General features: G+C 61.1%; 12 protein-coding genes. 9 read left to right on the forward strand and 3 right to left on the reverse strand.

All coding sequences use genetic code 11. From position 1 onward, the window contains the following. Positions 1 to 56 precede the first annotated feature (56 nt). From NW833_RS03795 to gyrB, 6 genes are all read left to right on the forward strand, one after another. Positions 57 to 1,235, forward strand: coding sequence for an LptF/LptG family permease (locus NW833_RS03795; RefSeq protein WP_414411595.1), 1,179 nt, complete (start codon positions 57 to 59; stop codon positions 1,233 to 1,235). Positions 1,236 to 1,309: 74 nt separating this feature from the next. Continuing rightward, positions 1,310 to 4,402: a hypothetical protein gene (locus tag NW833_RS03800; protein WP_414411596.1), complete on the forward strand. Its 3,093-nt coding sequence runs from the start codon at positions 1,310 to 1,312 to the stop codon at positions 4,400 to 4,402. A 71-nt stretch (positions 4,403 to 4,473) separates the two neighbouring features. Then, the gene (locus NW833_RS03805; RefSeq protein ID WP_414411597.1) at positions 4,474 to 5,709 is read left to right on the forward strand and encodes an LL-diaminopimelate aminotransferase; all 1,236 of its coding nucleotides are present in this window, start codon (positions 4,474 to 4,476) and stop codon (positions 5,707 to 5,709) included. An 82-nt stretch (positions 5,710 to 5,791) separates the two neighbouring features. Further along, entirely contained in the window at positions 5,792 to 6,799 is a 1,008-nt protein-coding gene (locus NW833_RS03810) for a Gfo/Idh/MocA family protein (RefSeq protein WP_414411598.1), read from the forward strand. 33 nt (positions 6,800 to 6,832) lie between these two features. After that, positions 6,833 to 7,378 carry a ribosome maturation factor RimM gene (gene rimM, locus NW833_RS03815; protein WP_414411599.1) on the forward strand — a complete coding sequence of 182 codons (546 nt, stop codon included), beginning with the start codon at positions 6,833 to 6,835 and terminating at the stop codon, positions 7,376 to 7,378. Between the two features lie 157 nt (positions 7,379 to 7,535). Further along, positions 7,536 to 9,464 carry a DNA topoisomerase (ATP-hydrolyzing) subunit B gene (gyrB, locus tag NW833_RS03820; RefSeq protein ID WP_414411600.1) on the forward strand — a complete coding sequence of 643 codons (1,929 nt, stop codon included), beginning with the start codon at positions 7,536 to 7,538 and terminating at the stop codon, positions 9,462 to 9,464. Here gyrB and NW833_RS03825 read toward each other — a convergent pair. Continuing rightward, entirely contained in the window at positions 9,461 to 10,690 is a 1,230-nt protein-coding gene (locus tag NW833_RS03825) for an ATP phosphoribosyltransferase regulatory subunit (RefSeq protein ID WP_414395489.1), read from the reverse strand. The genes gyrB and NW833_RS03825 overlap by 4 nt on opposite strands. A gap of 1 nt (position 10,691) precedes the next feature. Continuing rightward, on the reverse strand, positions 10,692 to 11,765 hold the full coding sequence (locus tag NW833_RS03830) for an isochorismatase (protein ID WP_414411624.1): 1,074 nt from the start codon (positions 11,763 to 11,765) through the stop codon (positions 10,692 to 10,694). Between the two features lie 110 nt (positions 11,766 to 11,875). On the opposite strand from NW833_RS03830, the gene NW833_RS03835 reads away from it, so the two are divergent. The 3 genes from NW833_RS03835 to rpsD all read left to right on the forward strand — a co-directional run bounded on the left by NW833_RS03835 (position 11,876) and on the right by rpsD (position 15,198). Continuing rightward, complete coding sequence (locus NW833_RS03835) at positions 11,876 to 13,237, forward strand: nicotinate phosphoribosyltransferase (RefSeq protein ID WP_414411601.1); 1,362 nt, start codon at positions 11,876 to 11,878, stop codon at positions 13,235 to 13,237. A gap of 103 nt (positions 13,238 to 13,340) precedes the next feature. Then, positions 13,341 to 14,477: a GDP-mannose 4,6-dehydratase gene (gene gmd, locus NW833_RS03840; protein ID WP_414395493.1), complete on the forward strand. Its 1,137-nt coding sequence runs from the start codon at positions 13,341 to 13,343 to the stop codon at positions 14,475 to 14,477. Positions 14,478 to 14,586: 109 nt separating this feature from the next. Beyond that, entirely contained in the window at positions 14,587 to 15,198 is a 612-nt protein-coding gene (rpsD, locus tag NW833_RS03845) for a 30S ribosomal protein S4 (protein ID WP_414411602.1), read from the forward strand. Positions 15,199 to 15,204: 6 nt separating this feature from the next. On the opposite strand, the gene NW833_RS03850 is transcribed toward rpsD, so the two are convergent. After that, entirely contained in the window at positions 15,205 to 16,755 is a 1,551-nt protein-coding gene (locus NW833_RS03850; RefSeq protein WP_414411603.1) for a TolC family protein, read from the reverse strand. Positions 16,756 to 16,759 lie beyond the last annotated feature (4 nt).

Here is a 16,759-nt window from a genome sequence, read left to right on the forward strand (position 1 = left end):
GTCTATGCCGGCTGGGGCGGCCAAAGTTGCACTCCAGTCCGAGGTGGTCAAGGCAAATGCCCACCCAATTGACCAAGGGTAAACGGCGCAAAGCTACTGCGGGGGAGGGGAGCTTTTGGGGATCCCTGAGGCTTGGAGGCTTTTTTTTGGAGTTTTATCTTTTTAAGGAGATGATCCGCCCCTTCTTCCTGGGAGTGGCGGGGGGCGCAGTGATGATGCTGGGCAACCAGCTTTTTATCTATGCCGATTTGCTAGTGAAAAAAGGAGCTCCCCCTCTAACAATTTTGCACATTCTCCTCCTCAACTTGCCGGCTATTTTGGTGGTTACCTTTCCCATTGCTGCCCTCTTTGCCACCCTGCTTACCCTGGGCAGGATGGGAGCTGATAGCGAGATGACGGCGCTGCGGGCGGCTGGGATCCCCTACCGCAAAGTGTTAATTCCCCTGCTCGGCATTGGCCTGCTGATTAGCGGCCTAGCGCTCTTTACCCATGAGGTGATTGTGCCCCAGACCAACCAAAAGGTGAAGACCCTCAACACCAACCTCATCCTGGCCCAGGATGCTCTTCCCTTCAACCCCGGAGAGGTGGTCCGGGTGGACAGCGACCTCTGGTTTCACGTTGGCTCGATGGACCCAAAGACAGGCTTGATGCAGGACTTGTTGATTTTGGATCGCAAGGCTGAGACGGGCCATCTGCGCTACCCGCAAGTGATCTCAGCCCAAAGGGCCCAACGGGTGGGCCAGGTGTGGCATTTGCAAGGGGTGGTGATCCGTCGCTATGACGAGCAGGGGCGCACCTACTACGAAGGCCACGTGGCAGAGATGGAGCTCAACATTGTCAACCAGTTGGTGGGCCTGGTGTATGCCGAAAAGGTGCCCCAGGAGCAACGGGCAGCAGAGCTGTGGGAGCAATGTCAGCGATACCGGAAGGAGCAACGTCCTGCTGCCGATGTGGCCCGCTGCCTGACGGAATACCACCTCAAGTTCGCCATTCCTTTGGCCAGCTTTTTTGCCATCTTGGTAGCGGCGCCCCTGGGCTTGCAGACGGTGCGGCAGACTGGCCGCTACGGCAGTGTGGCGCTAGCGATTGTTCTGGTGTTTGTTTACTATGTACTGATGAGCCTGGGACGTGCGATGGGTCGAGTTGGGTATATCGATCCCTGGCTAGCTGCCTGGCTGCCGAACATGATTTTCGGTGGGGTGGGCCTCGGTCTGCTGTGGCGGTTTTTGCGGTGAGATCTGGTAGCTTCTCGCAGGGCTTCAGCCCATGGGCAAGGTGGCTAGCCCTTTGCTGGGGCAGCTCCCTGTGGGTGGGAACGGGGAGGGCGGTCTTTGCCCAGCCGGATCCCCTGCCTACCAACCTAGAGGGCTATCAGCGCTTTTGGGCAGCGCAAACCTCGGCCCAGCAGCTACAACTGGCTCACCGAGCTGCCAGCCCAGAACCGGTTGCTCCCACCGGCGCCAGCCTGTTGGGGGATCCCATCGCTCCATCCTCCCCGCCGTCTAGCACCCCTCCTGAAAAGGCCCTCACGCCAGAAGAGCTCAGCCGGCAGCGGCTACAGCGGCTCTTGGCCGAGGGGGCAGCAGCCCATGCCCGGCAGCAGGCGCAACAGGCCCAGGCAACACCGTTTTCCCGGCCTACTACAGCTATTCCTACTCTGGACTCCCTTCGCTCCTTTTGGCCTATAACTTCCCGAGCTGCTGACTTGCAGGTAGAAGAGCAGCCCAACGAAGCAAGGGGCTTCTCCCCTGTCGAGGGCCTGGCCACTGCTCAAGGGCAAAAGACGGCATTGACCTCGCCAGCCGGTGGGAACTTGAATACTAGCCCTCAGAGAACCGCTCAAAGCGGGACGGAGGTATTCACCCCCACCGCCGGATCTCTCCTGGCTCCCCAGTTGTTGGAGCGGTTCCCCCTGCTGCGGGACCTAAGCCCAGAAGCTGCTCCCCCTGCCGGCCAGGGATCCCAAATTCGCCAGCAACTGGCCACCACTGTCCAACGGCAGATCCCTCTTGACCCGGATCAAGTCAATGTCAGCGGGGATGTGCTCAGCTACCTTGCTGAACAAGATGTGGGCATTGCCGAGGGGAACGCCCAGATCCAGCTGGCCGACGGCACCCGCATCAGCGGCGAGCGGCTGGTGTTTTACCGGCGGGAACGGCGCCTGCGCAGCGAGGGCCCTTTTCGCATGGAGTGGCCTCCTGGGCCGCAGGGGCGCGGGATCCGGCAAATTGAAGGGCAAAACCTGGACTTGGATATTCCCGGTCGCAGGGCTCAATTTGAAAACTCGCTGGTGATCCTGCCTGGGGAGGAGCCGGGCACCAAGATCTTTGTGCGCAGCCAAAAGACCACCGCCCTGTTGGGGGATCAGATCTTCCTTGAGAAGGCAACCCTCACCACCTCACCAGAGCCGCCCATCACCCACTACGTGCAAGGGGATCGGGTGGAGGTGTTTCCCGACAACCAGGTTATCGTTTACAATGCCCGCGTCTTTGCTGGCGGCGAGCTGGGCAAGGAGGGCGAACTGCGGGCGGGGCTGCAGATTGCCTACCTGCCCCTTTTCATTTACAGCCTGCGAGATCACCAGTGGGTGCTGCCAGGGCGGAGCAAGGCGGAAGGAGTGTTTGTCAAGTCCAGTTGGGCCTACCGCTTCAACGAGTACAACTTTGGCGGCCTGCGGCTGGATGTCTTGCAGAAGAAAGGCCTGGGCCTTGGCTTTGTCCACGACTACATCCTCCCCATCCCCGACAGCGTCAACTATGGGCGGGCCCAGTTTTACCTGGTAACCGAGGCCGACGAGCAGCGCTTTTCTAGCCGCCTCCGCCTTGACCACAATTTCGACTTCTACGCCGCCAACATCTTCGGCCAAGAAGGCCAACTGCGGGGACAGCTTAACCTCAACCTGGACAACACCTACCGCCCTGCCGGCGGGCGCAACGACAATGCCGATCTCCGCCTCAATGCCACCTTCCAGGGGGATCTCTCGACCACCACCCTCAACATCAACCGCAGCGGATCCCAGGAGAACGGCACCTACACCTTTCCCCTCACTCTTAGTCACGTGCAGCGCTATGGGGGCGTGCCTTGGCTGCAGTCGGATCTGCGCTTGGACTACAACCAGCGGGTAAGCGTCAAAGACGGGCCAGATTTTGCCGACGCACGGCTGACGCTGGGCACCCAGCTCACCCCCCCTGGCTGGGGTGGCACCTACCGCCTGGCCTACCGCGCCTACAGCAGCTCCAACGGCGACACCGAGCCGCGCCGCAATTTCGAGCTGGCCTTCAACCCCGATCTCCTCCGCCTCAGTCCCGATATCTTCCTCAGCAGCGCCCTCACCCTGACCCAAGAGCAACAGCCGAATCGAGAAGGGGGATCTGGCCTCAACTTTTTCAATCGCTACGAGCTGCGCTCCAGCCTTCAGTTCAACGACATTCAACCGGCTCCTTGGATCACCTTCGTGCCCGGCTCCATTGACTACACTCAAGTCCTGTACTCCACTCCCAACCAGGAGTCCACCGTCAGCCTCAACCCCCGCCTTAGCTTCAAGCCTGCTGAATGGAACACCATCGACCTGCGCTACAGCCGCACCTTCTACGGCAACAATTCCGCTCCCTTTCAAACCCTTTCCGCCAGCCCCCGAGATGTGGATCGCCTCAACGCCAGCATTAGCTTCTTCACCCCGCGCAATTTCTTGCCCAACGTGCCTCCCGGCTACCTTGCCTTTGAAGATGACCTGCCCGGCGAGCTGCCCATAGCCCTGACTTTTCCCGACGACACGCCGGAGGACTTGGAAGCAATTGCCTCCCGTAACCTGCAGGAGCTGCAGGCGCAAGTGAGGAACCTGCTGCGCTTTGACACCACCCTTGGCTATGATTTCGTTGCCCAAAGGTGGGATACCCTCAACGCCAACTTTACCTGGAACACCGTGCCCGAGCTGTTCAACGTCCAGGTGCAAACTTCCTACGACCTCAACAAGGGGCAATGGCAACCCATTCGGCTGGAGTATCGGGGGCGCAGCAGCACCACCTTCAACCGGGATCAACGCTCGGGTCTAGACAGCTATGAGCCGGGGATTAGCTACGCGCTGCAGGCAGTTTACGATCCCCGGTCGGGAGGAATTTCCACCTACGGCCTTGACCTGGATGCCACCCTTGGCACGCAGTGGCAAAACCACTGGCGGCTCCGCCTGGGCCTGACGGAGGCAGGGATCCGCCGCCTTGAGGTGCGCCGCGACCTGCGGGACTTGGAGCTGCGCTTGGCCTACGATCCCCTGGCGGGGTCACTGCGCCTGGAAGGGATCCTGGTGGCCTTCCCCAGTCGCCCGGTGGGCCTGACGCAAGAGCGGGGGGAGTTTCAACTGACCTCGCCAGTGGGCGCCTTCAGCCTGGAGAGGCTAGGGCTGTGAGCTGGTAAGCAGCGGGGAATTGGCTTCGGCTACACTGGAGGGCCGACGGTTCTTTGCAGCGCTCAACTCCTATGGCCAGGATCAACGACCATTTCCTCAAGCTCAAGGCTGGCTATCTCTTTCCCGAAATTGCCCGGCGCGTGCAGGCCTTCGCCGCCGCCCATCCCGAAGCTCAGATCATCAAGATGGGCATTGGCGATGTCACCGAGCCGCTGCCGGTAGCCTGTCGAGCCGCCATGATCCGGGCCGTGGAGGAGATGGGGGATCGGGCTACCTTCCGCGGCTATGGACCGGAACAGGGCTACGAGTGGCTGCGCCAGGCCATTGCCCAGCACGACTTTCAGGCCCGCGGCTGCGACATCGACGCTTCCGAGATCTTCATCTCCGATGGCTCCAAGTGCGACTGCGGCAACATTCTGGATATTCTCGGCCACGACAACACCATTGCCATCACGGATCCTGTCTATCCGGTTTACGTGGACACCAATGTGATGGCGGGCCATACGGGGCCAGCCAACGAGCGGGGCGGATACGAGGGCCTGGTCTATCTGCCGCTGACGGCGGAAAACCACTTCACCGCCAGCCTGCCCGAGGAAAAGGTGGACGTCATCTACCTCTGCTTTCCCAACAACCCCACTGGTGCAGTCGCCACGCGGGAGCATCTGCAGGCCTGGGTGGACTATGCCCGCGCCCACAACTCGCTCATCCTCTTTGATGCCGCCTACGAGGCCTACATTACCGAGCCCGGGATCCCGCACTCCATCTACGAGATCCCAGGGGCCAGGGAATGTGCCATCGAGTTTCGCTCCTTCTCCAAAACGGCTGGCTTTACCGGCACCCGCTGCGCCTTTACGGTGGTGCCCAAGTCGCTGCGAGGCCAGGCTGCCGACGGCTCCTGGGTGGATCTGTGGAGCCTGTGGTATCGCCGCCAGTCCACCAAGTTCAACGGTGTGGCCTACATTGTGCAGCGAGGGGCCGAGGCTGTCTACTCTGAGGAGGGGCAGGCGCAGGTGCGGGCTCTGGTGCAGTTTTACCTGGAGAATGCCCGCATCATTCGTGAGCAGTTGGCCAAAGCCGGCCTCCAGGCCTACGGCGGCGTCAACGCTCCCTACGTTTGGGTAAAAGCCCCGGAGGGGCTAAGTAGTTGGGAGTTTTTCGACAAGCTGCTGCACACCTGCCATGTGGTGGGCACCCCCGGATCTGGCTTTGGCAGCGCTGGCGAGGGCTATCTGCGCCTGTCGGCTTTTAACAGCCGCGCCAACGTGGAGGAGGCGATGCGCCGCATTGTCAGCGTGTTTGGAAGCTAAGGGGCCAGGGCTTTGGCGGGGGAGCAGGGATCTTCCCGGACAAGCTGGAGAGGGCAAGATCCCTGTTGTGGGGCTCCATGGGATGCTACAGACAGCAACAGGCTACGAGAGGAGACAGACCTTGCGGGTGGGGATCATCGGCACTGGCTACGCAGCTCGCTCACGGGCAGAGGCCTTGCGCAAAGATGAGCAGGTGCAAGTTGTGGCTGTTGCTGGCCGAACGCCCCAGCGAAGTGCCGCCTTTGCTGCTGAGTTTGGGGCTACTGCCTATTCCGACTGGTCTTCCCTGTTTTGCGAGCAGCGGCTGGATTTGGTGTTTGTCAGCACCATCAATCGGGATCATGCGGCCATCGCCCGTGCCGCTCTGGAAGCCGGGATCCACACTGTTGTGGAATATCCCCTGGCCTTCAGCGCTGCCGAAGCTCGTTCGCTGGTGCAATTGGCTGCGGAACGGCGGCTGCTGTTGCATGTGGAGCACATCGAGCTCCTCAGCGGCGTTCACCAGTTGCTGAGACGGGAGCTGGCAGGGCTGGGCAAGTTGCTTGCCGTTCGCTACATTACCCTCACTGCCACCCACCCTGCCCCTGACCGCTGGACTTATCGGCCCGACCTCTTCGGCTTTCCTCTCACGGGGGCTGTCTCCCGCATCCACCGCCTGGTGGACCTGTTGGGGAAAGTAGAGCGGGTGAGCTGTCAACTGCGCTACGACGGTCCAGACCTGCCCCACCGCTACAGCAGTTGCTACTGCACGGCCCAACTGAGTTTTGCCAACGGGCTGCTGGCGGTGTTGACCTACGGCAAAGGGGATTCGCTGTGGTGTTCCCAGCGCCTACTGGAGTTCCATGGCCAGCGCGGTGGCCTGTTAATCAACGGCGAAGAGGCGACGCTGTTGCGTCCCGGCAGCGCCCACCCCCTCGAGACTGGCTCCCGCCGCGGCCTGTTTGAGCAAGATACCCGCCTGGTGTTGGATCACCTACGGCAGGGCAGCCCTCTTTACGTGGATACTGAGAAAATGCTCCACGCCCTTGCTGTGGCCGAAGCTGCTGAGCAATCTGCCCAGACGCAGCAGGTCGTCTGCGTCCAGGATTAGTATTCTTGTGGCGACCTGGCTTTGGTTAGCGCCATGTCTAGGGATCGCGCTTGGCTGCTGGTGGGACAGGTGGTGGCGGCCCACGGTCTACGGGGCTGGCTGCGAGTTAAGTGTTGGTCGGATTTTCCGGAGCGCTTCACCCAGCCAGGGCCCCGCTGGCTGCAGCGGGATAGCGACCCCGAGCCCCTCCTGCATTCTCTAGTTGAGGGGCGGTTTTTTCCGAACAAGGGCCTGTACTTGGTGCGGCTAGAAGGGATCCCGGATCGCACAGCGGCAGAGGCTTGGGTGGGCGCTAAGGTGCTGGTGCCTGCTTCCCAGCGCCCCTCCCTGGGGCCGGAGGAGTACCACTACCGCGATCTCATTGGTCTAGCCGTCTACCATCAAGGGCGGCTGCTGGGGCATGTTTCGGCCATCTGGGCTGGTGGCCAAGATGTCTTGGAGGTCTCTACTCCCGACAAGCGGCAGGTGTTGATCCCCTTCGTGAAAGCTCTGGTGCCGGTGGTGGATCTGGAAAAAGGCCAACTGCAGGTGCAGCCGCCACCGGGCCTGGTGGAGAGCTTTCTTGGCCCAGACAGCTAGCCCTCCTGCACCCCCTGGCTAAGTCGGCCCTCGAAGGCCGCTGTTTTGCCCTTCTAGGCTTTTGTGCTATCATGGCGGCAGTGTTTTGGGTAATGGCCTCTTCTCTGGCCTCAAGAGTCAATTTTTCCGGACTTGTGCTAGCGAGGCTGCGATTGCAATGACAGAAAACTACGGTGCGGAGCAGATCCAAGTTCTAGAGGGCTTGGAGGCTGTGCGCAGGCGGCCTGGTATGTACATTGGCTCCACGGGGCCAAAGGGATTGCACCACTTGGTGCATGAGGTGGTGGACAACTCGGTCGACGAGGCCCTGGCCGGCTACTGCAACGAGATCCAGGTTACCCTCTACCCCGACGGTTCGGTGGCGGTGCTGGACAATGGCCGCGGCATCCCGGTAGACATCCACCCAAAAACAGGGCAGCCGGCGCTGGTGACGGTCATGACCGTGTTGCATGCCGGCGGCAAGTTCGGGGGGGGCGGCTACAAGGTCTCCGGGGGGCTGCACGGCGTTGGCGTCTCAGTAGTAAATGCCCTCTCGGAGTGGCTAGAGGCCAGAGTCTGGCGGGATGGCAAGGTTTATTTTCAGCGCTTTGAGCGGGGGGCAGTCGTGGGATCCCTAAAGGCTGAGCCGCAGCCTCCGGGATCTCACCAGCGAGGCACAGAGGTACGCTTTAAGCCAGATGCCCTGATTTTCCCCGAGCGGGAGTTTGACTACGATCTGCTAGCAAGCCGTTTTCGGGAGCTGGCCTATCTCAATGCCGGCTTGAAGATTACCTTTAGCGATCTGCGGCGGGATCCCGTTCACTGCGAAGTCTATCAATTTACGGGTGGCATTAAGGAATACGTGGCTTTTATTAACCACGAGAAAACCCCCCTCCACGCCGACGTTATCTACATCCACGGGGAGCGGGATGGGGTTGAGGTAGAAGCCGCCCTACAGTGGTGTGGAGATGTCTACACCGATACGGTCATTGGCTTTGCCAACAACATCCGCACCACCGAAGGGGGCACCCACCTGGAGGGATTGAAGACTGCCCTCACCCTCACCATCAACAGCCAAGCCCGCAAGCTCAACAAACTCAAAGATTCTGATCCCAACCTGGCGGGCGAAAACGTGCGGGAGGGGTTGACGGCCATTGTCTCGGTCAAGGTGCCCAACCCCGAGTTTGAGGGGCAGACCAAAACCAAGTTGGGCAACACCGAGGTGCGGGGCATTGTCCAGACCATTGTCTCGGAGGCCCTCACGGAGTACCTCGAGTTCAACCCCAACGTGGCTAGGGGGATTGTCGACAAGGCCATCCAGTCCTTCAACGCCGCCGAGGCGGCCCGCCGGGCCCGGGAATTGGTGCGCCGCAAGTCGGCTTTGGAGTCCTCCACGCTGCCGGGGAAACTGGCCGACTGCAGTTGCCGCGACCCCGCAGAGTCGGAGGTGTATTTGGTCGAGGGCGACTCGGCAGGGGGCAGCGCCAAGCAGGGCCGGGATCGCCAGTTCCAGGCAGTGCTGCCCTTGCGCGGCAAGATCCTCAACATCGAGAAGGCCGATCCCGCCAAGATCTACAAAAACGCTGAGATTCAGGCCATGATCACGGCGCTGGGCTTGGGGGTCAAGGGGGAAGAGTTTGATCCCAGCCAGCTGCGCTACCACCGCATCATCCTCATGACCGACGCCGACGTGGACGGCAGCCACATTCGCACCCTGCTGCTTACCTTCTTTTACCGCTATCAGAAGGCGCTCTTGGAGCAGGGCTACGTCTACATTGCCTGTCCGCCCCTCTACAAGATTGAGTGGGGCCGCAACAATGTGCGCTACTGCTACAACGAGGCGGAAAAGGAGCAAGTTCTGCGCAGCCTGCCGGCCAACGCCAAGTACACCATCCAGCGCTTCAAGGGCTTGGGGGAAATGATGCCGGAGCAGCTCTGGGAAACCACCATGAACCCGGCAACGCGCGTCCTCAAGCAAATCACCATCGAGGATGCCGCCGAGGCGGATCGCATCTTCACCATCTTGATGGGCGATGCCGTCGGCCCCAGGCGGGAATTTATTGAAGCCCACAGCGGCCAGTTGGATCTGGCGGCTCTGGATATTTAGTCCACGTGGGAGATGTGGTAGCTGCCATCAGCCTGCACCCAGGCAATCTCGGGGATCCGGCACTGGCGGGCGTAGGCCTCGATCTCTTCGGGCGTCCGATCCAGCAACTCCAGCTCCACCGCCTCTGATTCCCGCCAGCGGGCAGCCAAGGCTAGGGCTGCCGGGATCCCTGCCGGCACCAGCGGCACCACCAACCGCTTGCAGGTCGCGGCCTCGGCCTGAGCATCGGGGGGCAAAAGCCGCAGCAGGGTATCCGGCAGGAGGGTAAAACCAATCCCTGGCTGCTCGAGTTGCTGCGGGCTATAGAGGGCATAGAGCCGGTCGTAGCGCCCGCCCAGGGCGATGACCTCTCCCCCCACCACTGCCTGGAAGACAATGCCGGTGTAGTAGGCTAGAGTCTGCAGCAAGCTAAGGTCTAGCACCACCCGCACCTGATGGGCCTCTAGGATCTGGCACAACTGCCGCAGATCCCGCAGCCGCTCCGACGGCACCGGAAGCTGGGCAAGCTGGGGTAGAACCTGGTCAGGCTGGCCGCGCAGCCCCAGAATCTGCAAGCCAATTTGGCGGGCTGCTTCTGGCAAAGGGGCGGACTCCAGGTAGACGTAGTCAAGCTGGGCTATGGCGCGGCGCACTGCCGCCTGGGCCTTGGGAGCAACAGGGTTGAGCAGGCTCTCGGTCAAGCCCACATCTCCCAAAAGTAACGTCCAGTTGCTGAGGCCGACAGCGCGCACGCAATCGGCCAAAAGCAGCAAGATCTCGGCATCTGCTAGCCACCCGCCTGCACCGATGAGCTCCACTCCAGACTGGAAAAACTCTTGGCTAGTGTAGGATCCCTCCTCCCGCCGGCTATTGCGGAAGACGTTGCCGTGATAGTAAAGCCGCAGGGGCAGGGGCCCGCCCGCCAGCCGAGTAGCCGCCGCCCGCACAATAGAAGCGGTAAACTCAGGGCGCAGCCCCAGCATCGTTCCTTCCCCATCCCGCAGTTGCAGCACGGCCTCGCCGCGGATGGATCCTCCAGCCAGCAGCGTCTCCAGCCGCTCCAGGGTGGGCGTGATGATGCGTTGATAGCCGTAGCGGCGAAAAACCTGAGTTAGCTGCGCCTCCAGCCTTTCCCGCCGCTGAACCTCCCGCGGTAGGAAGTCGCGAGCGCCAGTGGGGGGGCGCAGGGAACTGGCTTCGGGGCGGGGATCACCGCCGACGCGATCGTACAGGCTGTCCTGCCGCATCCTAAAGAGGCCGGGGAAAGTCAGGCCAACTCCAGAGGGGCTCGGTAGAGCGCACTCGCCGCATCCCCGCTGCAGCAAAGCGGGCAAAGGCTGCCTCCGCCTGTTCACTAAAATCGACCAAGCCAGGGATCACTACCGGCGAGGTGCAATCTTCCAGAAGGTAGACCTTCTTGGCCAGGCTGGGATCCCTAGCTTGGATCTCCTGCAGCAAGTCGCTCACCGTCCAGGCGACGCAGTGGCTTTTGGCTTGGCCAGCGACAATCAGGGCGTCAAATTCCAGGAGGTGGCGGATAAGGGATGCATTTTTCTCATCGATGGGATCCCCCTCCGGCCCTGTCAAGACCTCCGGGCTGAGAGCAGAGTAATTTTCCGTCAAAGGGTTGGATCCCTTGAGCTCCAAGCGAGGCTGGCTGCAGCGGGCAATGGCGTGGAAAAAGATTGCCTCTTCTACTGCCGGCACCAGCGCATGGCCAATCCCGCCAAGCATGGAATGGTAGGGCCAGACCACGAGGGGATATTTTCCCCCTTTCTCCAGTTGCTCAGCATAGTGGAGGACATAGGCCTGCAGCCGCCTCAGATCCCCCTGGGTGAGGTTGGCGGCCATGGCAGGGTTGACTTGCCAGCGGCCCGAGCGGATCTCATCTGCCGAGATGGCTGTAGCTGGCTCGGGGTGGGATCCCTGGGCATCCACCCAAAAGATGGGGTGGAAGATCTGCATAGCGGTGTGGGTGTCCAAGGTGGCCACGATCTGAGTGATGTGGGCCAGGTTGCGATAGATAAACTCGCACAGGCGGCGATTGTCCTCCACGGCCCCCAGGCCGCTGGGCCCCCCCACAAACAGCTCAAAGCCAGGAATGCAGAAGGTGTTTTGCACATCAATCAGCAACAGGCCCACCCGTACTCGATCTGCTGCCGCTGGTGGGATGCGGTACTCCCGGGCCCACTGCTCCGCTTCCAGCGCCCGCTGTTGGTAGGACACCCGCCAAATTTCCCCCACCCGCCTGGGATCAAAGTGGGAGGGGAGAGGCAGAGGTGGCGGCACCGGAGTTGTCAACTGCGGCGCAGAGGTGTCCATGGCGCTTCCCGTTTCTAGGGATCCCTGGCAGGCTGAACTTGCTACCATGGTAGCTCCAACTTGGGCAGCCGATCTTTGCATGCTGCCTCCCTGGCTTGCTTGAGGATTCCATGGTCAGCCCAGACTTTTCCTCCCTACAGCCTCAAGACTATGGCCTGCTGACAGATCTCTACCAGTTCACCATGGCCGCCTGCTACGTGGGGGAGGGCCTGGAGAATCAGCCAGCGGCCTTTGAGCTATTTGTGCGGCGCTTGCCCACGGACTATGGCTACCTCATCGCCATGGGGCTAGCCCAAGCGGTGGAATACCTGCAGCAGTTGCACTTTCCGCCGGAAGCCCTGCAGGCACTACGGGAGACGGGCATTTTTGCCGAGGCACCGCAACGCTTTTGGGAGCTGCTGGCTAGCTGCCGCTTTGAGGGGGATGTGTGGGCGGTACCCGAGGGAACAGCCGTCTTTGCCAACGAGCCTCTGCTGCGGGTGGAGGCTCCTCTCTGGCAAGCGCAACTGGTGGAAACCTATCTGCTGACGACCTTCAACTACCAAACCCTGATTGCCACCAAGGCGGCCCGCATGCGCGATGCTGCTGGAGATGAGGCCATTTTGTTGGAGTTTGGCACACGGCGGGCCTTCAGCCCCCAAGCAGGGCTGTGGGCAGCGCGGGCAGCTCTGGCGGCGGGGTTCAATGCCACCTCCAATGTCTTGGCAGCCCTAAAATTGAGACGCAAGCCGGCGGGCACGATGGCCCATTCTCTCGTGATGGCCATTGCCGCCCTCTCGGGGGATGAGACCCGTGCTTTTCAAGCTTTCCGGCGCTACTTTCCCCAAGCGGTTCTGCTGATTGACACCTACGATCCCATCCAAGGGGCGCGCACCGCCGCCCAGCTCTTTGCAGCCACCCAGCCGGATCAACTGGGATCCCGAGGCGAAATTGGTGGCGTGCGTATCGACTCCGGAGATCTGGAAGTCCTCTCCCGCCAGGTCAAGGCCATCCTGCCCCAGGGGGCGCCGGTGTTTGTCAGTGGCGATCTGGATGAATACGAGATCGAGCGGTTGCACCGCTCCCAGGCACCGATTAGCGGCTATGGGGTTGGCACCCGCCTGGTTACCGGCGAGGGGGTGAACGGAGTGTACAAATTGGTGGAGATCAACGGGATTCCCGTGGCTAAGGCCTCCTTTGCCAAAGCCACCCTGCCAGGACGTAAGCAAATCTTCCGCGGCCCAGAGGGAGACTTGCTCGGCCACGCTGACGAGACCTCACCCCCTGGCTACGAACCGCTGCTGCGCCAGATCATGCGCCGGGGCGTGCTGCTGGAGCCTCTGCCTGATCTAGAAGCCATCGCCCGCACTAGCCGCGCCTCGGTGCTGCGCTTACCGCTAGGGGTGCGGCAACTGCGCCAGCCGGATCCGTGGCCGGTGGCCCTGAGCCCAGCCCTGCAGCGGGTTAAAGAGCGTCAGCTTGGCTCTTCCTAGGCGTTAGTTCCCCTACAGAAGGCGTGCCTTATAATTTTTGCCTTAGGAGCTGCAGCTCTAGGTTTTGAGCTGGGCAATTTGCTGTCCTACGGGTGCTAACCCCATGACCCAACGTGCCTTGATTACTGGCATTACTGGCCAGGATGGCTCTTACCTGGCCGAGCTGTTGTTGCAAAAAGGCTACGAAGTCCACGGCATTATCCGCCGGGCCAGCACCTTCAACACCGACCGTATTGACCACCTCTACGTGGACGCCCACGATCCCACGGCTAGGCTGTTTCTCCACTACGGGGATCTCACCGATGGCACCACCCTGCGCAGGATCTTGGAGCAGGTGCAGCCGACGGAGGTGTACAACCTGGGGGCCCAATCCCACGTGCGGGTGAGTTTCGATGCCCCGGAATATACTGTTGATTCAGTAGCCATGGGCACCCTACGCCTCCTGGAGGCCATCCGCGACTACCAACAGCGCACTGGGATCCGGGTGAAGTTTTACCAGGCCGGCTCCTCGGAGATGTTTGGTCTGGTGCAGGAGATCCCGCAAAAAGAGACCACCCCCTTCTATCCCCGCAGCCCCTACGCCTGTGCTAAGGTCTACGCCTACTGGCAGACGGTCAACTACCGCGAAGCCTACAACCTCTTTGCTTGCAACGGCATTTTGTTTAACCACGAAAGCCCGCGGCGAGGCGAGACCTTTGTTACCCGCAAGATCACTCGTGCCGTCAGCCGTATTGTAGCCGGCAAGCAGGACAAGCTTTATCTAGGCAACCTGGATGCCAAGCGGGACTGGGGCTACGCCAAAGACTACGTCGAGGGAATGTGGATGATGCTGCAGCAGCCCCAGCCAGACGACTACGTGCTGGCTACTGGCGAAACCCACAGCGTGCGGGAGTTTGCAGAACGGGCTTTTGCTCTGGTGGGCATGCCCATTACCTGGCGGGGATCCGGACTGGAAGAACAGGGAGTCTACAAGGATCGCGTGCTCATTGAGATCGATCCCCGCTACTACCGCCCAACGGAGGTGGATCTGCTCTTGGGGGACGCCTCCAAGGCCAAGCGGGTGCTGGGGTGGCAGCCCAAGGTAACCTTTGCCCAACTGGTGGAGCTGATGGTGCTGGCAGATCTAGAGGCCATTGGCTTGGATCCGGATCCCATCTTGGGGGAGCGGCGCACCCTCAACGGCCTGCTCAGCGAGGATCGCGCCTTCATCCGCACCCAATTGAAGCTTCGCCGCGACTGATGGCAGCGGCTCCCTTGCCCTAAAAAGGGGCTGAGAGCTTAACATAGGAGATCGCCAATTTTTTGGCGCTTCACTTAACTTTTATCTGCTGCTTTTGGAGAAAGCCTGCATGTCTCGCTATACAGGACCCCGCTTGAGGATCATTCGCCGTTTCGGAGGGCTTGACCTGCCTGGCCTGACTCGCAAGCGCCCCAAAAACACCAACCCCCCAGGTGTGCATGGGGCAGAGCGCAAGAAAAAGTCTGAATACGCCATCCGCCTAGAAGAAAAGCAAAAAGTCCGCTTTAACTACGGGGTAAGCGAGCGGCAGATGATCCGCTACATGCGCAAGGCACGCCGCTCCAAGGGATCTACGGGGCTAGCTCTGCTGCAGCTTCTAGAGATGCGTCTGGACTGCATTGTGTTTCGCCTTGGCATGGCCCCGACGATTCCGGCGGCGCGGCAGTTGGTGACCCACGGCCACATTGAAGTTAACGGCCGCAAGGTAACCATTCCCAGCTATGAGTGCAAGGTGGGCGATGTGATTACAGTGAGGAACAAGGAGTCCTCCCGCAGGCTGGTGGCTGCCTACGCCGAGTACCCAGGGCTGTTTTTGCCGGATTACCTGGAGTTTGACAAGGAGAAGCTGCGCGGCCGCATTAAGGATCTGCCTTCGCGCGAGCAAATCTGCGCGCCCGTCAACGAGCTGTTGGTAGTTGAGTACTACTCCCGCAAGATCTAGGGATCCCTAGAGGCTGCCGATGGCCCGCCGCAGCTGGGTCAGAGCACGGTTGTAGGCAATCACCGCATTGGCAAGATTGCCCCGAGCAGTCGTGAGGGCGGCCTCGGCGTTGATCACCTCTGTCTGCGTGCCTACACCAGCCTGAAGGCGCAGCCGTGCTAGCCGCAAACTTTCTTCTGCCGAGGCGATTGCCACTTTGGCCGTCTCAATCCGTTCCCGGCTAGAGCTGAGGGTGAGGAAGGCCTCTTCTACGCTGCGTTGAATTTCATTCCGAGTGCCAACGAAATTGCTCACAGCCGCCTGCCTGTCGATCTCGGCTTGGCGAGCCTGGGCCTCCGCCCTTCCCCCATCAAACCAGGTCAAGTTAAAGTTAGCGCCAACCGAATAGCCGACATCGAAACTGTTGCGGTCGGCCCTAAAATCGTTTGCCGCGTCGAGACTGGCGAACAAACTAATTTGGGGACCGTTGCTAGCTTGGGCTAGGCGCAGCCGAGCTTGGGCTTGCTCCAGCTCTCGGCGCTGGCGCTCCAGCTCTTGACGCTTGGCAAAGGCAGCAACAATGGTTTCCTCTAGGCTCAGATCCCACTCTCCCATCGGCTCGACAGGCTCTTCAGCCAGCACATCGGTGGGACTGGGAAAGTTCAGCAGTTCGGCCAGGCGGCGACGACTCAGTTGTTGGTCGTTTTGGGCTGCCAGCAGGGCTTGTCGGTTGTTGGCCAATTCAGTCTCTGCCTGGAGGATCTCGAAGCGGGTACCCACACCGGCCCGTTCGCGGGCTTGGGCATCCCGCAGGGTGGCCTCAGAACTGGCAACCGCAGCCTGGCTAATGGCCACGCGGGCATCAGCGCTCTGCAGGTCGTAGTAGGCGTTGGCCACAGCTTGTTTCACTGTCTGCAGGGTTTGCTCGAGCTGCAGTTGGGCAACGCGCAGAGCTTCCTCAGCAAGCTTCAGGTTTTGCGCCCTGACCCCGTTGTCGAAGGCTGTGTAGTCTAGCCGCAACACGCTGGCCGAGAGGGTATGGGATGGGCGCCTGGGCCCGCTGCCGGGGGCAGGAGGTTCGCTGTACTGGTAGTTGACGCGCGTGGAGAGGGTAGGGGCAAAGGCTGCTTGCGCCAAGGCCACGCCGGCTTCAGCCCGTTTGACGGCCAGCCTTGCTTGCTGTACTGCCGGGTTTTGGGCAACGGCAATCTCCAGCGCCTCTTGGAGAGATAGGCCCTCCCTCCGCTCAATACGCACCTCCAAAGGGGATTGAGGCGCCACTAATTCTTCCGCTCTGGTGGCCCCCTGCGGGACTGGGGGGGGAGTAGCAGGGCGGGCTCCGGGAGGAACAGAGAGGGTGGGAGGCAGGTTGGGAGTGCGGATGGCTCGGCTATCTAAGAGGAGGGAGGGGGCAGAGTCAGGCACTTCTGCTTGGGCAAGGGCAGGCAGAGCCCAGAGCAAGTTGACTAGGAGGCCCCAGGAGAGGCGGAACCCTGCTAAGCTTGGCTGGCCGCGAAGACGTTGAGGCCGCCCTTTGACCAGAGGCTGCATCGCTATCGTGCTGTTGCTCTCAAACATACCC

It is taken from the genome of Synechococcus sp. O70.1, from assembly GCF_047462215.1.
Lineage (GTDB): Bacteria > Cyanobacteriota > Cyanobacteriia > Thermostichales > Thermostichaceae > Thermostichus.

Excerpts from the sequence above, each read along its gene's own strand:
- gmd (WP_414395493.1), top strand. The coding sequence starts at position 13,341 with ATGACCCAACGTGCCTTGATTACTGGCATTACTGGCCAGGATGGCTCT.
- NW833_RS03825 (WP_414395489.1), bottom strand. The coding sequence starts at position 10,690 with ATGCGGCAGGACAGCCTGTACGATCGCGTCGGCGGTGATCCCCGCCCC.
- NW833_RS03795 (WP_414411595.1), top strand. The coding sequence starts at position 57 with ATGCCCACCCAATTGACCAAGGGTAAACGGCGCAAAGCTACTGCGGGG.
- gyrB (WP_414411600.1), top strand. The coding sequence starts at position 7,536 with ATGACAGAAAACTACGGTGCGGAGCAGATCCAAGTTCTAGAGGGCTTG.
- NW833_RS03830 (WP_414411624.1), bottom strand. The coding sequence starts at position 11,765 with ATGGACACCTCTGCGCCGCAGTTGACAACTCCGGTGCCGCCACCTCTG.
- NW833_RS03810 (WP_414411598.1), top strand. The coding sequence starts at position 5,792 with ATGCTACAGACAGCAACAGGCTACGAGAGGAGACAGACCTTGCGGGTG.
- NW833_RS03835 (WP_414411601.1), top strand. The coding sequence starts at position 11,876 with ATGGTCAGCCCAGACTTTTCCTCCCTACAGCCTCAAGACTATGGCCTG.
- NW833_RS03805 (WP_414411597.1), top strand. The coding sequence starts at position 4,474 with ATGGCCAGGATCAACGACCATTTCCTCAAGCTCAAGGCTGGCTATCTC.
- NW833_RS03850 (WP_414411603.1), bottom strand. The coding sequence starts at position 16,755 with ATGTTTGAGAGCAACAGCACGATAGCGATGCAGCCTCTGGTCAAAGGG.
- rimM (WP_414411599.1), top strand. The coding sequence starts at position 6,833 with ATGTCTAGGGATCGCGCTTGGCTGCTGGTGGGACAGGTGGTGGCGGCC.
- rpsD (WP_414411602.1), top strand. The coding sequence starts at position 14,587 with ATGTCTCGCTATACAGGACCCCGCTTGAGGATCATTCGCCGTTTCGGA.